The organism is Cryobacterium frigoriphilum (genome assembly GCF_004403305.1).
Classification (GTDB): Bacteria; Actinomycetota; Actinomycetes; order Actinomycetales; family Microbacteriaceae; genus Cryobacterium; species Cryobacterium frigoriphilum.
Map to the genome: position 1 here is coordinate 31,699 of NZ_SOHE01000041.1, position 13,380 is coordinate 45,078.

At 66.8% G+C, this 13,380-nt stretch carries 15 protein-coding genes; 14 read left to right on the top strand and 1 reads right to left on the bottom strand.

Annotated elements, in window-relative coordinates:
- Positions 1–150 precede the first annotated feature (150 nt).
- The 6 genes from E3T55_RS08660 (at position 151) to E3T55_RS08685 (ending at position 6,227) form a co-directional block, all read left to right on the top strand.
- Positions 151–1,038 (top strand): sugar phosphate isomerase/epimerase family protein, encoded by an 888-nt coding sequence (locus E3T55_RS08660; RefSeq protein ID WP_134519170.1) that lies wholly within the window; start codon positions 151–153, stop codon positions 1,036–1,038.
- Positions 998–2,593, top strand: coding sequence for an ABC-F family ATP-binding cassette domain-containing protein (locus E3T55_RS08665; RefSeq protein WP_134519171.1), 1,596 nt, complete (start codon positions 998–1,000; stop codon positions 2,591–2,593). The genes E3T55_RS08660 and E3T55_RS08665 overlap by 41 nt, the downstream gene beginning before the upstream one ends.
- A gap of 43 nt (positions 2,594–2,636) precedes the next feature.
- A complete protein-coding gene (locus E3T55_RS08670) occupies positions 2,637–3,566 on the top strand; it encodes an aldo/keto reductase (protein WP_134519172.1) in 930 nt (309 codons plus the stop codon).
- Positions 3,567–3,640: 74 nt separating this feature from the next.
- Complete coding sequence (locus E3T55_RS08675; RefSeq protein ID WP_198418541.1) at positions 3,641–4,717, top strand: zinc-binding dehydrogenase; 1,077 nt, start codon at positions 3,641–3,643, stop codon at positions 4,715–4,717.
- A gap of 139 nt (positions 4,718–4,856) precedes the next feature.
- Complete coding sequence (locus E3T55_RS08680; RefSeq protein ID WP_134519173.1) at positions 4,857–5,717, top strand: hypothetical protein; 861 nt, start codon at positions 4,857–4,859, stop codon at positions 5,715–5,717.
- Positions 5,718–5,729: 12 nt separating this feature from the next.
- On the top strand, positions 5,730–6,227 hold the full coding sequence (locus E3T55_RS08685) for a DUF1990 family protein (protein WP_241992958.1): 498 nt from the start codon (positions 5,730–5,732) through the stop codon (positions 6,225–6,227).
- Here E3T55_RS08685 and E3T55_RS20240 read toward each other — a convergent pair.
- Complete coding sequence (locus E3T55_RS20240; RefSeq protein WP_166791725.1) at positions 6,210–6,383, bottom strand: hypothetical protein; 174 nt, start codon at positions 6,381–6,383, stop codon at positions 6,210–6,212. The genes E3T55_RS08685 and E3T55_RS20240 overlap by 18 nt on opposite strands.
- Before the next feature lie 122 nt (positions 6,384–6,505).
- On the opposite strand from E3T55_RS20240, the gene E3T55_RS08690 reads away from it, so the two are divergent.
- The 8 genes from E3T55_RS08690 to E3T55_RS08725 all read left to right on the top strand — a co-directional run bounded on the left by E3T55_RS08690 (position 6,506) and on the right by E3T55_RS08725 (position 13,268).
- Positions 6,506–6,691 (top strand): hypothetical protein, encoded by a 186-nt coding sequence (locus tag E3T55_RS08690; RefSeq protein ID WP_241992959.1) that lies wholly within the window; start codon positions 6,506–6,508, stop codon positions 6,689–6,691.
- A gap of 273 nt (positions 6,692–6,964) precedes the next feature.
- Complete coding sequence (locus E3T55_RS08695) at positions 6,965–7,405, top strand: hypothetical protein (RefSeq protein ID WP_134519175.1); 441 nt, start codon at positions 6,965–6,967, stop codon at positions 7,403–7,405.
- 309 nt (positions 7,406–7,714) lie between these two features.
- Positions 7,715–9,634, top strand: coding sequence for a glycoside hydrolase family 15 protein (locus E3T55_RS08700; RefSeq protein WP_134519176.1), 1,920 nt, complete (start codon positions 7,715–7,717; stop codon positions 9,632–9,634).
- 77 nt (positions 9,635–9,711) lie between these two features.
- Positions 9,712–10,326: a biotin transporter BioY gene (locus tag E3T55_RS08705; RefSeq protein ID WP_134519177.1), complete on the top strand. Its 615-nt coding sequence runs from the start codon at positions 9,712–9,714 to the stop codon at positions 10,324–10,326.
- Positions 10,323–11,030, top strand: a complete 708-nt coding sequence (locus E3T55_RS08710) for an energy-coupling factor ABC transporter ATP-binding protein (RefSeq protein ID WP_198418542.1) — start codon at positions 10,323–10,325, stop codon at positions 11,028–11,030. The genes E3T55_RS08705 and E3T55_RS08710 overlap by 4 nt, the downstream gene beginning before the upstream one ends.
- A gap of 30 nt (positions 11,031–11,060) precedes the next feature.
- Complete coding sequence (locus E3T55_RS08715; RefSeq protein ID WP_134519178.1) at positions 11,061–11,654, top strand: CbiQ family ECF transporter T component; 594 nt, start codon at positions 11,061–11,063, stop codon at positions 11,652–11,654.
- Between the two features lie 85 nt (positions 11,655–11,739).
- Positions 11,740–12,750, top strand: a complete 1,011-nt coding sequence (locus tag E3T55_RS08720) for an FKBP-type peptidyl-prolyl cis-trans isomerase (RefSeq protein WP_134519179.1) — start codon at positions 11,740–11,742, stop codon at positions 12,748–12,750.
- A gap of 221 nt (positions 12,751–12,971) precedes the next feature.
- Complete coding sequence (locus tag E3T55_RS08725; protein WP_255455387.1) at positions 12,972–13,268, top strand: DUF1801 domain-containing protein; 297 nt, start codon at positions 12,972–12,974, stop codon at positions 13,266–13,268.
- Positions 13,269–13,380: the final 112 nt, after the last annotated feature.

Genomic DNA, 13,380 nt, shown 5'->3' on the forward strand with positions numbered 1-13,380 from the left:
AACTCTCAGGATACCGCAGCCCCCTGTTCGGGTTTGAATCGTTTGGCTTGAATCTGTCGGGTTCGAATCTGTCGGGTTCGAATCGGTCGGGTTCGAATCGGTCGCCGGCCGGTTGCCGCCCGTTTACCGGCGGCGGCTATGCTCGGCGCAATGATCCGCATCGGTATGAGCACGACCTGCGTCTACCCGCTCCCGACCGAGCATGCCTTTCGGCTGGCCAAACTGGCCGGTTTTGACGGCCTCGAGATCATGGTCACCCGCGACGAGGGCACCCAGGATGCCGCCGGCCTGCGGGCCCTGTCGGAGCGGTTCGCGCTGCCCATCCTGTCGATTCACGCCCCCGTCCTGCTGCTCACCCACTTCGTCTGGGGCCTTGACCCGCGGGTCAAGCTTGAAAAGAGCGCGCAGCTGGCTGCGGATGTCGGTGCCACGACGGTCGTCGTGCATCCGCCGTTTCGCTGGCAGACCGACTACGCCGAGAATTTTCTCGACATCGTGAGAGAAATCAGTACCGGCACCGGAATCGAGATCGCGGTCGAGAACATGTTCCCGTGGAAGATCGGTTCCAAGACCCTGAAGGCCTACTCCCCCGGCTGGAACCCGACGACCATGGACTGCGACGCGGTCACGCTCGATTTTTCGCACGCCGCGCTGAGCGGTGTCGACAGTCTGCAGATGGCAACCGCGCTCGGCGAGCGACTGCGACACGTGCATCTCTGCGACGGCTCCGGGTCGTCCGATGAGGGCAAGATCTTCGACGAGCATCTGCTGCCCGGACGCGGCAATGAGCCCGTCGCCGACGTCTTGCACCAGCTTGCGGTCGCAGACTGGACCGGCCAGATCGTGGCGGAGGTCAACACCCGCAAGGCGAAAACCGAACAGGAACGACTCGACCTGCTGCTTGAAACGGTCGCTTTCGCCCGCCTGCACACCACCCAGCCACGCTCGGTAGAATTGGGACTCGCGACACCCTCGCGGCACCCCCGGGAGGACCAGCATGAGCCTGATCAGGCTGAACGACGTCAGCATCCGTTTTGAGAACACCCAGATTCTGCGCGAGGCGTTCTTTCGCCTCGAGCCGAAGGACCGCGTCGGCCTGATCGGCAAGAACGGCTCCGGCAAGTCCACGATACTCAAGCTCATCCTCGAGCAGGTCTCACCCGACACCGGCACGATCACCCTCGAGCCGGGTGTCAAGATCGGCTACTTCTCGCAGTTCTCCGAGCTCAACGGGCAGTCAACGATCACCGAGGTGCTCGACGCCCTGTTCGTCGAAGTGAAAGCCGTCGAGGCCGAACTGGCCGCGATCGACGTGGCCATCGCCGCGGACTCCTCGGCGAGCGCCGCGCTCGACACGCTCATTCACCGCCAGTCCGAACTGTTCGAAGACATGGACCGGCTGGACGGCTGGGACTACAAGCGTCACATTGACACCGCACTCAGCACCCTCGGCTTCAACGAGGCCCACCGCGTGTGCGCGATCGACGATCTCTCCGGCGGATGGCGCAACCGGGCAGCCCTCGCGAAGATCGTTCTCGAGGCCCCCGATATTCTGCTGCTCGATGAGCCCACCAACTTTCTCGACGTCGCCGGCGTCGAATGGCTCGAGGCCTGGTTCCGCGACTTTAAAGGCGCGGCCATCGTGGTGTCGCACGACCGCAAGTTTCTTGACGCCGTGGTCACCCGCATCATCGAGGTCGAAAACTTTCACCTGCACGAGTATCCCGGCAACTTCGGCGAGTACATCGTACAGAAGCAGTTTCGGCTCAAGACCCTCGAGGCCCAGTTCGTGCACGAGTCCGAGCTTCTCGCCTTCGAGGCCGAAGGCATCGCCGACCGCCGCGAGGCCGCCAAGGCCGAAAGTCGCCAGCTCGGCAACCAACTCGCGCACATCAAGAAGAGCCGCACCCCGCGGCCGGTCGACACGATCATCACCGACATCTACGGTGGCCTGCACGTGAAAGACGTGCTCTGCCGGGTCGAGGGACTGGCCAAGAGTTACGGCGACAAGCTGCTCTTCGAAGACCTCACGTTCGAGGTGCGCCGCGGCAACCGCATCGTCGTGCTCGGCCCGAACGGCAGCGGCAAGACCTCGCTGCTGCGCGTACTGACCGGCGAAGAGAAGGCCGATGCCGGGGACGTAGCGTGGGCATCCGGTGCCGCCGTCGTGTCGTACAACCAGGTGCTCGACGAGCTCGACGAGGCCGACACCGTGAGCCACGCGGTGAACGCGATGCCGGGCAGCCTCGCGCTGACCTCGACCCGCAAGTCGGTGAACCGGTTCCTGACCATGTTCCAGTTCAGCGAGGCCGATCTCAAGCAGAAGATCGGCAACCTCTCCGGCGGGCAGCGCGCCCGCGTCGCGATGGCCCAGTGCCTGCTCTCCGGTGCCTCCGTGCTGCTGCTCGACGAGCCCACCAACCACCTCGACATGTCGAGCACCCAGGTCATGGAACGCGCCCTCGTACATTTTCCCGGCGCCGTGATCGTGGTCAGCCACGACCGGTTCTTCAGCGACAAGATCGCCAACCGTTACCTGGTCTTCGGTGCCGACGGCGCGGATGTGGGCGAGATCGACGTGCGCGTCGCCTAGAGCTGTAGTCCGGTCATCCAGACTCGTCAGGCAGACTGGAAGCATGAAAACAATGACGTTGCGCAATACGAACCTCGAAGTCTCCAACATCATCATGGGGCTGATGCGCATCGTCCCGTTGGACGACGAGCAGATTCGCTCGCTCGTCGGTGCCGCGCGCGACGCCGGCATCACGCACTTCGACCACGCCGACATCTACGGCAGCCACCCCCACGAGTGTGAGCAGCGCTTCGGCGACGCGGTCACCTTCTCGGCCGCGGAACGGGCGAACGTCACGATCCAGTCGAAGGTCGGCATCCGTCCGGGATTCTGGGACTTCTCGGCGGAACACATCCTGCGGTCCGTCGACGAGTCGCTCGCCGCCCTGAACACGGAGTACCTCGACCTGCTGTTGCTGCACCGCCCCGACACCCTCGTCGAACCCGAAGAGGTCGCCGAAGCCTTTGACACGTTGCACAGCTCGGGCAAGGTGCTGAACTTCGGCGTCTCCAACCAGACCCCCGGCCAGATCGAGCTGCTCAAGCGCAGCGTGAACCAGCCGCTGATTGTCAATCAGGTGCAACTCAGCATCACTCACGCGCCGCTCATCGCTGCCGGCGTCGCGGCGAACATGGCCGGCCTCGATCAGTCCGCTGACCGCGACAACGGCATTCTCGACTACTGCCGCCTCAATGACATCACCCTGCAGGCCTGGTCCCCGTTTCAGAAGGGCTTCTTCGATGGGGTTTTCTTGGGCGACCGGGCCGGGTACCCCGAACTCAACACCGCGCTCGACGAGATCGCCACCGCCTACGCTGTGACCCCCGCCGCCATCGCCGTGGCCTGGATCACCCGCCACCCGGCCCACATCCAGGTCGTGCTCGGCACCACGAACGTGTCCCATCTGCTCGATTCCGCCGCCGGCTCCGACATCCCGCTCACCCGCCCCGAGTGGTACCGCCTCTTCACCGCCGCCGGGCACCAGCTGCCCTAACCCGCCACCGATTCAGGCGACGGATGCTGCGGGCCGGCCGGGCGAGCTCCAGCCAACAATGGCAGGCTTGACCGATGACACACAGTGCGACAGACAGTACGACACACACGATGACGGCCGCCGTGCTCACGAAGTTCGGCGGCTCCGAGTCGCTCGAGCTCCATCACGACTGGCCGCGGCCTCGGCCCGCCGCACACCAGGTGCTCGTCAACGTCACTGCTGCAGCGGTCAACAACACCGACCTCTGGACCCGCCAGGGCGCGTACGGACGGCCCGAAGACCCTGCGGCGCTGGCCGGCTGGCTGGGCGACTTCGACTTTCCCCGCATCCAGGGCGGTGACATCTGCGGCATCGTCGCCGAAGTCGGCTCCGGCGTCGGCGACGAGTTGCTCGGCCGCCGGGTACTGATCGACCCGGCGCTGTATCCGTCCGCTGACGAGAACGCCTCCCCCACCGGATATCTCGGCAGCGAGGCCGACGGCGGATTCGCGCAGTACGTCGCCGTCGACGCCGCCCACGCCCACGATGTGCACGACTCGCCGCTGACCGACGAGCAGCTCGCCTGTCTGCCGGTCGCCTTCGGCACGGCACTGGCCATGCTCGATCGAGTCCGCGTACAGGCCGGCGAAACGGTGCTGGTCACCGGGGCGTCGGGCGGCGTCGGCCTCGCCCTCGTGCAGCTGGCGGCCGCGCGGGGCGCGCACGTGCTCGCCATCACGAGCGGTTCCAAAGCGGATGCCGTACTCGCCAACGGGGCGGCCCAGGTCTTCACCCGGGAATCACCGAACATCGCCGACCAGATCAGCGCCGCAGCGCCCGACGGGCTACACGTCGTGGCCGACATCGCCGGCGGAACGGGCGTCGCCACCCTCATGCCCCTCATGCGGGACAACGGCCGCTGGGTCATCGCCGGCGCCGTCGCCGGGCCCGTGATCGAGTTCGACCTGCGCCGCCTCTACCTGCACAACATCCAGCTGATCGGCTCCTCTATGCACACTCGCGTGCACTTTCGAGGTCTGGTCGACCTTGCCCGCAGCGGCGACATCCGCCCTCAGATCAGCGCCACCTTCCCGCTGACCGCGATAGCGGATGCGCAGGCCGAGTTCTCCGCCCGCCGCCACATCGGCAAGATCGTGCTGCTGCCCGAGTAGCCCCAGGCCGCGTGGCGAAAACAGGACGATTTGCCCCCGTGTTCTCGTACGCAGGACGATTTGCCCCTTTTTCGACCTCGGATCCTGCTTTCGCCCCGCACTCGCCGGCTGACTAGGCTGGAGGCCGGGGCGGGGGCACGTGAACAGGTCAGAAACGACGGCATCGCCTGTTTCGGGGCAAGCGGATACCGCCAGTCTCGACTCCGCCGGCGAGCTCGCCCGGCTGGAGAAGGCGGTGTACTCGCGTGCCGGCAGCGCGGAGCCGGTCATCGAGGTCGTCGACCCTGTCACCGGGCACACGCTGCGGGCGACCGCGTCTGAACTGCGTCTGCGGGCGTTGCAGGCCCAGCTTGCCGAAGAGTCAGCCCGTGCGACAGGACCGGTTGAGCCTGGGTTCGAACCGTCCGCTGACCACGTCGATCCCACCGAAGCGCCCCCGTTGATACCCCCCGGCAAACCGATCTCGACCCAACGCCGCCGCTTCGTGGTGCCCCTGGTCGCCATAGCTGCCTTCGCCGTTGGCGTCACCGCTGCCCTTATCGTGCCCGCACAACTGGCCGGGATCGGGACCACGACCGACCCCAGTAAGGACTCCACTGTCACCCCGGTCGCAGCAGCCGACACCTCCAAAACCCTGCGTGGATTCGTCGATCCGTCGGAGTTCCCCGACATTCCCATCCCCGATCTCGGTGAGACCTTCGTCGCGAGTTCACTTCGGAACGTGTCTGGTACGTCACAGCTGGAGCAGGGTTACGGCGCTTATCTCGGCCGTTCTGTGGGCAGCAACCTCTATTGCCTGATCGTGAACACCGATGCCGTTCTCACCAACTTCGACTGCGGCACCTCAGAGCAGGTTGCGAGCGAGGGGCTGCAGGTCGAGTCACCGGTGGGCATCCGCTCGCCGGAAACGCCCGACGCGACGCCCAACGAGACGGTCATGACGGCGAAGTTATCGAGGCTCGGCCAGTTCTCGATGTGGTTCTCCCCGACGCCGTCGTAAGGTCCACGCACCGTGAACCAGGGAGAGAAATATGCGCTGACCATGCCGGACCTGGTCGAGTGGCCCGCGAGCGACCCGCGCTTCCGTCGCTCCGATGTCACCGCGGTTGTGGGGAGAGGTGACGCAGTCTGGCAACGTTCCACCCTCGACGTACTCCGCTGGGGAGTGAAGACCGCGAGCGGGTTTTTGGTCGATTCCCCCGGCCCGGTTTCGCTGGGTGATCGAGTGATCGTCACGGCCCGGGTCTTCAGGGTGACGGTCGTGGAGCCCGTCGAAGTCGTCGCTGTCGTCGTCGAGCCAGATCGGGTCGGCTTCGCGTACCGCACGCTGCCCGGCCATCCGGTCAGCGGCGAGGAGGCCTTCATCGTGCACCGCCACGCCGACGAGGTGCATCTCACCGTGCGGTCGCTCACGCGGCCGGCACCCCAGCAGCCGTGGCGCGCCCTCTACCCAATACTCCGGGTGGCGCAGCTCGTCGCGCGCCGGCGCTACCTACGAGCGCTCGGCTGAGGTACCGGCTGCGCTGCTGGCCTCACTGCTGGCCTCACTGTCGCTCCGCCGGGACTCGTCGGCGTCGCGGATTCCGGCCGCGACAGCTCTTCTGACGACGACATAGAGCACGTAGAAGAGCACGGCCACCAGAAAGAGTCCAAAGAAGAATTCCATGGTTCAAGGCTAGCCAGCACTGCGCGGACACAATTGCGCGCGTCCGAATCCTTGGGTTTTCGGCTCGGGCGGGTACGGTGGACGTGGAGGCTCACATGCGAAAGTTCTTGTTTAATAGTGCAATGATCGGCGTAATTGCCGGCGGCTGGAATACGCTTCAGGCCACCCGCAACGGCCCGCGCGACTGGCGCCTGGCGTTGCTCTGGGCCGGCTGGCTGCTGAGCGTCGCTGCGGCCGTCGGCACCGTCATCGACGAGTCCAACGAGCGCCGCGCGGACACCGAAAGCAAGAAGCCACTCAAGAAGTAGACCCTTCGCACGGCGCCGCCGGTCGATCGGGTGCTGAGTATAGCCACTCGGTGGTCGGCGCGGCGTGTCTGCGGTCGCTTGAGCATCCGTCACGCACACTGGACACAGTGGTTATTTACCGCGTGAAAGGGGCTCCTCATGTTTGGTCGACGACGACGAGCCGCCCGCGCGGCCGAAGCGCGCGAACTCGAACTGCGCGCACTCCGGCTCGCCGCTCCTGAGCTGCCGATATCCGCTTCGTCAGCGTCGGCGCCTTCACCCGCGCCTACCACCGTGCAGCCCTCTACCGCCGTGCAGCTCAGTGCCGACGCTGTCACGGCGTTGCTGCATCACCAGCTCAACAACCTCATCGGTACCGACGGCATCTGGACGCTGGTTCCCCGCACCAGCGACGATACCGAGGTCTTCTTTCACGAACTTCAGGCCCACGAGATTGCACGCCTGCTGAGCTCCGCCCTGCAGACCGGCACGGCACGGGCCAGCATTGACCTGGCCGAGTCCCCCACCGTCCCCGGCGCCGTGCTGCCCGACACCCCGACAGCGGCCGTTCGCGAAGACGCGGCGCCAGTCTCGACCTCGACTCTCACCACCCCGATCACCGAACCCGCCGAGCCCACGGCCCTGCCGTGGACCCCGCGCCCGGTCACCCATTGGGCCGAACCGGATTCCGCACAGACGCTCGCTCCCGCTCGAGATGAGGCAGTTCGGCGGTAGCGACCGGTCACAAGCCACCGAGGAGTCCCCGGGACCGCGGCAAGGTCGTTGCGGGTCGCCAGGTTTGGCTCATCTCGAGCCTCTCATCACCCACTGACATTCCAGATTCCGCACGCCGACCCAGCGTCCGGAGGACGGCTCGCCGTGGTTTCGACACGGGCGCGCCAAAGACGCGCGCGCCCTGCTCAACCAGCGAGAAAAGGGGGAAATCGCATAGGGCGGATCGCGCGACGCGCCGACCCCGGCGCTAGTCCAGGCTGACCGGCGATAGTCCAGGCTGCTCGGGGCTAGTCAAGGCACAATAGGCGCATGGCACTCAACATCGAGGACTATGCCCTGATCAGCGACTGCCACACCGCGGCCCTGGTCGGGCGGGACGGCAGCATCGACTGGCTCTGCCTGCCCCGCTACGACTCCGCATCGATGTTCGGAGCGCTCCTGGGCGACCCGAATCACGGACGCTGGCAGCTCGCACCGACGGATGCCGCGGCCACCGCTGGCCGCTCCTACCGCGGCAACACCTTCATCCTGACGACCATCTGGACTACGCCGACCGGGGAGGTCGAGGTGACCGACTTCATGCCGCACGGCAACGGCCGGGCCGACGTCGTGCGTCGCGTGCGCGGCATCACCGGGGCCGTCGAGATGGCGCAGGATCTGCGCATCCGCTTCGGCTATGCCTCAATCGTTCCGTGGGTACGCCAACTCAGCCCCAGCGAAAGCGTGGGTGAAAGCGTGGGCGAAAGCGCGGGCGAAACACACGAGCACCACCACACGCCCCCTCAGGTGCACGGCCTCATCGCCGTCGCCGGCCCCGACGCCATCGTGGTGCGCGGCCCTGCCCTGCACGCCTCAGACCACCGGCACCTGTCCACGTTCACGGTGTGCGCCGGCGAGACCATTGATATCCAGCTGGCCTGGTATCCCTCGCACCAGCCCACCCCGACCGCGATCGACGTCGACGCCGCCCTGCGCGACACCGCTGCGTGGTGGGAGGGTTGGGCCCACAGCTGCACGCACGCCGGCCCGCTGCGCGAACAGGTCGTGCGGTCGATGCTCGTGCTGCGCGCCCTCACCCACGAGGAGACCGGCGGCATCGTGGCGGCCGCGACCACCTCGCTGCCCGAACAGGCCGGCGGCACCCGCAACTGGGACTACCGCTACGTCTGGCTGCGCGACGCCTCACTGACCCTCGAGGTGCTGCTCTCGCACGGTTACGCCGAGGAGGCCGAGGAGTGGCGAGCCTGGCTGCTGCGCGCGATCGCCGGCGACCCGCACGACGTGCAGATCATGTACGGACTCTCCGGCGAGCGCTACCTGCCCGAGCGCACCCTCACGAGCCTGCCCGGCCACCGTGGCGCCTCTCCCGTGCGGGTCGGCAACGGTGCCGTCGACCAGTTTCAGAGCGACGTGATCGGCGAGGTCATGGTCGCCCTGCATTCCGCGCGCCTGGCCGGTGTCACCGAAACGAAGTTCTCCTGGCCGCTGCAGCGGGCCCTGATGAAATTTCTCGAAGACAACTGGCGCCGCCCCGACCAGGGCATCTGGGAGGTGCGCGGCCCGGCCCGGCACTTCACCCACTCCCGCGTCATGGTCTGGGCGGCCTTCGACCGCGCGGTGCGCGGCATCACCGAATTCGGCCTGCCCGGCCCCCTCGAACGCTGGAGCGCCCTGCGCGATGAGGTGCGCCGCGACATCGACGAGAACGGCTTCAACGCCGCGCTGAACAGCTTCACCCAGTACTACGGCAGCACCGAAGCGGATGCCGCCCTGCTCGTGCTAGCCCAGGTCGGCTTCTGCGAACCCACCGATCCGCGCATGCTCGCAACCGTCGCCACGATCGAGTCGACCCTGCTGCACCACGGTGTACTGCTGAGGTACCACACAGGGCCCCCTGAGCAGTCAGTGCACACCCTGGACGGCCTGCCGCCCGGGGAGCATCCATTTCTGGCCTGCTCGTTCTGGCTCGTCGAACAGTACGCCCGCTCGGGCCGTGCCGCCGACGCCGACGCGCTCATGACCCGGCTGCTCGGCTTCGTCAACGATGTGGGGCTGATCTCAGAAGAGTACGACGTGTCGGGCAGGCACCAGATGGGAAACACTCCGCAGGCGCTGTCCCACCTCGCCCTGGTGCGGGCAGCGGATGCGATCGCCGCTGCTGCCACTGCCACTGCCACTGCCACTGCCACTGCCACTGCCACTGCCGCTGCCGCTGCCGCCCAAAAATGACGACCTCCATAGTTCGGCACATTTTGTTGTAGGTATTCTTCAGCGGCACCTACCCCGCGAATTCTAGGTTAGAAACCATGACCGACACCATCCGTTCTCGCAGCAGCACCCGGCGCACGCTGCCGGCCCGGGACCTCGCCCAGATCGCCGTCTTTGCGGCGCTGATCGCCGCTCTCGGCCTGGCCGGACCGCTCAACATCGGCCCGGTGCCCATTACCCTGCAGACCCTCGGCGTGATGCTCGCCGGCGCGATCCTCGGCCCGCGCAAGGGCACCCTGGCCGTGCTGCTGTTTCTGGTCTTGACCCTGTTCGGCCTGCCGCTGCTCGCCGGCGGGCGCGGCGGAATCGGCGCCTTCACCGTGAGCCCGGCGGCCGGCTACCTGTACGGCTGGCTGCTCGGAGCCTTCGTGATCGGGTACCTGACCGCCCGCCTGATGCCGAAATACCCGTTCTGGTTGGCCCTGGGCGCCACCATCCTCGGCGGCATCGGCGCCGTCTACCTGATCGGCATTCCCGTGATGGCCTGGAACCTCGGCCTGCCGCTCTGGACCGCAGCCGGCCTGAACCTCGCCTTCATTCCGGGGGACCTCATCAAGGTCGTCGTCACCGTGTTCGTCGCCGCCCAGGTACACCGCGCCTACCCGGGGCTCATCAGCCGCATCCCGCGCCGCTCGGCGGTTACCGCCGAGTGAGTTCGATCACCTTCGACCGGGTCTCGCACCGTTTCGAGGGCGCGGCCTCACCCTCAAGCCCCGCGCCGCAGAATACGCTGCGGGACATCAGCCTGACCCTGACCGAGAGCCGCATCGGTATCGTCGGAGCGAACGGGTCCGGTAAGTCCACGCTCGTACGCATGATCAACGGTCTGGTGATGCCCAGCGCGGGCACCGTGACCGTCGACGGCCTCAGCGTGAAGAAGCAGGCTCGCGAGGTGCGTCGCCGGGTCGGCTTCATCTTCACCAACCCCGACAACCAAATCGTGATGCCCACCGTTCAGGAAGACGTCGCATTCACGCTGCGCCGCCGCGGCCTCAGCGCCGCCGAAATCGCCGAGCGCACGGCCATCACCCTCGACCGCTTTGGCCTGACCGCCCTGGCAGACCGCCCCGCGCACCGCCTGTCCGGCGGGCAGAAGCAGTTGCTCGCCCTCGCCGCGGTGCTCGTGGCGGAACCGGCGATCGTCGTCGCCGACGAACCGACCACCCTGCTCGACGCCCGCAACACCCGGCGCATTCAGGAGCTGCTGCGCACTCTCAGCCAGCAGTTGATCGTCGTCACCCACCAGCTCGACCTGCTCGACGACTTCGACCGGGTCATCGTCATCGAAGACGGCCAGGTCGTGGCCGATGACCGTCCGGCCGTCGCCCTCGGCGCCTACCGCGCCCTGCTCTCGTGAACAAGCAGATCTCGTGAAAAACCTGCTCTCGTGATCGGCCTCTACAGCCCCGGCACCTCACTCGTGCACCGGGCCCCCACCCTGCTGAAGCTGCTGCTGCTCTCGCTCGGCGTCGCGGTCGTCACCGTGCTCGGCGATCCCCGCCAACTCGCCGTCGCGCTCATCGTGGTCGTCGCCCTGTTCATCGTCGCGGGGGTGCCGCTGAAGGCATCCGTTCGCCAGATTGCCCCCGTGCTGTGGATGCTGCTGCTCGCCGTTCCCGTTCAGGCCCTGCTCGCCGGGTGGCTGGTCGCAGGCCTCATGGCGGGGCGGTTGCTCGTCGCCGTGGCCCTCGCCGCCCTCTTCACCCTCACGACCACGGTCACCGCGGTGCTCGAGGCCTTTGACCGGCTGCTGCGGCCGTTTCGCCGCTGGATCGACACCGAGCGGGTCGGGCTGCTTGTGGCCCTGACCATCCGCTGCATTCCGCTCGTCGCCGAGATCGTGCGCGAGGTGCTCGAGGCCCGCACCGCTCGCGGCACGAGGGGGACGCTGCGGGCACTCGCGGTTCCGGTCATCGTGCGCTCTCTCTATGCAGCGGATGCCCTCGGCGAGGCCCTCGCCGCCCGCGGCGTAGATGACTGACGGGCTCCCGGCGATCTTCAGCGCACTCATAGCCGGAACGTGACAGGGTAGACACGCCTTAACCGCCCTCTGCAGAGAGAATGTCGTGCCCAAACTTGCCCTGAAGATTCCTGCCATCGCCACCATCCTGGGGGTGGCTCTCGTTCTCACCGGCTGCACGAGCAGCGACACCGAGAGCACGGACACCGCCACCAACGTGAACGCGTCGACCGAGGAATGCACCGAGAGCGGCTCCGCCTCTGATTCCGTCGAGGTCACCGGCGATTTCGGTGCCGAGCCGGTCGTTACCTTCGAATCGCCGCTCACCGCGACCGACACCGAGCGCACCGTCACGATTGCCGGCACCGGCACCGACGAGGCCTCGACCCACCGACTCGTCGAGGTGTCGCTGATGGGCTTCAGCGGCACGACCGGTGAAGCCATCATCACGAGCGGCTGGGACGACACCTCGGACTCCGCCTTCATCCAGGTCGACGAGACCCAGGAACTCGAGGGCCTCGCCCGCGCCGTCAACTGCGCTGTCGTCGGTGATCGGGTGACCGTCGTGATTCCGCCAGCGGATGCCTTCGGTACCGGTGGCCAGCCCGATCTCGGTATCACCGCCGATGACTCCATGGTCTTCGTTCTCGACGTGAAGAGCATCGTTCCGTTGACGGCAACCGGAACCGATGAATCCGCGGTGGCGGGCCTGCCCACGGTCGAGCTCGCCGATGACGGAGCACCGAGCATCACAATTCCCGATGCCGAGGCACCCACCGACCTGAAGATCGAGACCCTGAAGACCGGCGACGGCGACGTCGTGGCCTCGGGCGACACCGTCGCGCTCGAGTACACCGGCGTGCTCTGGAAGAACGGCGAAGAGTTCGATTCCTCATGGGACACCCCCGGACTCGTGCAGTTTCCGACCACCGGGGTCGTTGAGGGCTTCGGCGCGGCCATGGTCGGCCAAACGGTCGGCTCGCAGGTTCTCGCCGTCATTCCGCCCGCTCAGGGCTACGGCGAGGCCGGCTCCCAGGACGGCAGCATCACCGCCACCGACACGCTCGTCTTCGTGCTCGACATCGTCGCCGTGACGGTAGCCGCCCCGACCGAATAGTCACGCACGAGCGGCCAGACCCGAACAGCCAGACCCACAACCCGGGCCGCCCGCCGTGACAGGCGGCCCGGGTTGTGACAGGGTGGAGATGAGCGCGCATTCACATCGGTGCCGCCATCACCAGCCGAAAGAGGTATCCCCTGAGCTCCACCGCTACGACTCCCTCCTCCCCCGCCACGATCGACGAGTACATCGCCGCGATCGCGGATCCGCTCCGGCCCATCGCGGGCACGCTGCGCGCGAAGTTCGACGAGGGCTTGCCGGGTATGGAAGCGAAACTGTGGCACGGACATCCCGTCTGGCTGCAGGACGGAGTCCCGGTCGCCGGGTTCAAGGCCTACGCGAACTTCGTCACGCTGTTGCTCTGGCGCGGCCAGCGCATCACGGATGCCTCGGGCAAGCTCGACGCGAGCGGCTCAGCCGAGATGGGCTCCGTGAAACTGCGCGAAGCCGACGACGTCGACGCGCCCCTGTTCGACGACTGGCTGCGCCAGTTGCGTGAACTGTATCGCGCGTAGCGCCACGTAGCGCGGGCATGCCCGTTTCAGACTGAGCCCTTTTCAGACTCTGCCCTTTTCAGACTCTGCCCTTTTCAGACTGTGCCTTTTCGGACTCTGCCCTTTTCAGACT

Bases quoted from the DNA above. Each gene is read 5' to 3' on its own strand.
- E3T55_RS08660 (WP_134519170.1), top strand. From the start codon at position 151: ATGATCCGCATCGGTATGAGCACGACCTGCGTCTACCCGCTCCCGACC.
- E3T55_RS08665 (WP_134519171.1), top strand. From the start codon at position 998: ATGAGCCTGATCAGGCTGAACGACGTCAGCATCCGTTTTGAGAACACC.
- E3T55_RS08670 (WP_134519172.1), top strand. From the start codon at position 2,637: ATGAAAACAATGACGTTGCGCAATACGAACCTCGAAGTCTCCAACATC.
- E3T55_RS08675 (WP_198418541.1), top strand. From the start codon at position 3,641: ATGACACACAGTGCGACAGACAGTACGACACACACGATGACGGCCGCC.
- E3T55_RS20240 (WP_166791725.1), bottom strand. From the start codon at position 6,383: ATGGAATTCTTCTTTGGACTCTTTCTGGTGGCCGTGCTCTTCTACGTG.
- E3T55_RS08690 (WP_241992959.1), top strand. From the start codon at position 6,506: ATGATCGGCGTAATTGCCGGCGGCTGGAATACGCTTCAGGCCACCCGC.
- E3T55_RS08700 (WP_134519176.1), top strand. From the start codon at position 7,715: ATGGCACTCAACATCGAGGACTATGCCCTGATCAGCGACTGCCACACC.
- E3T55_RS08705 (WP_134519177.1), top strand. From the start codon at position 9,712: ATGACCGACACCATCCGTTCTCGCAGCAGCACCCGGCGCACGCTGCCG.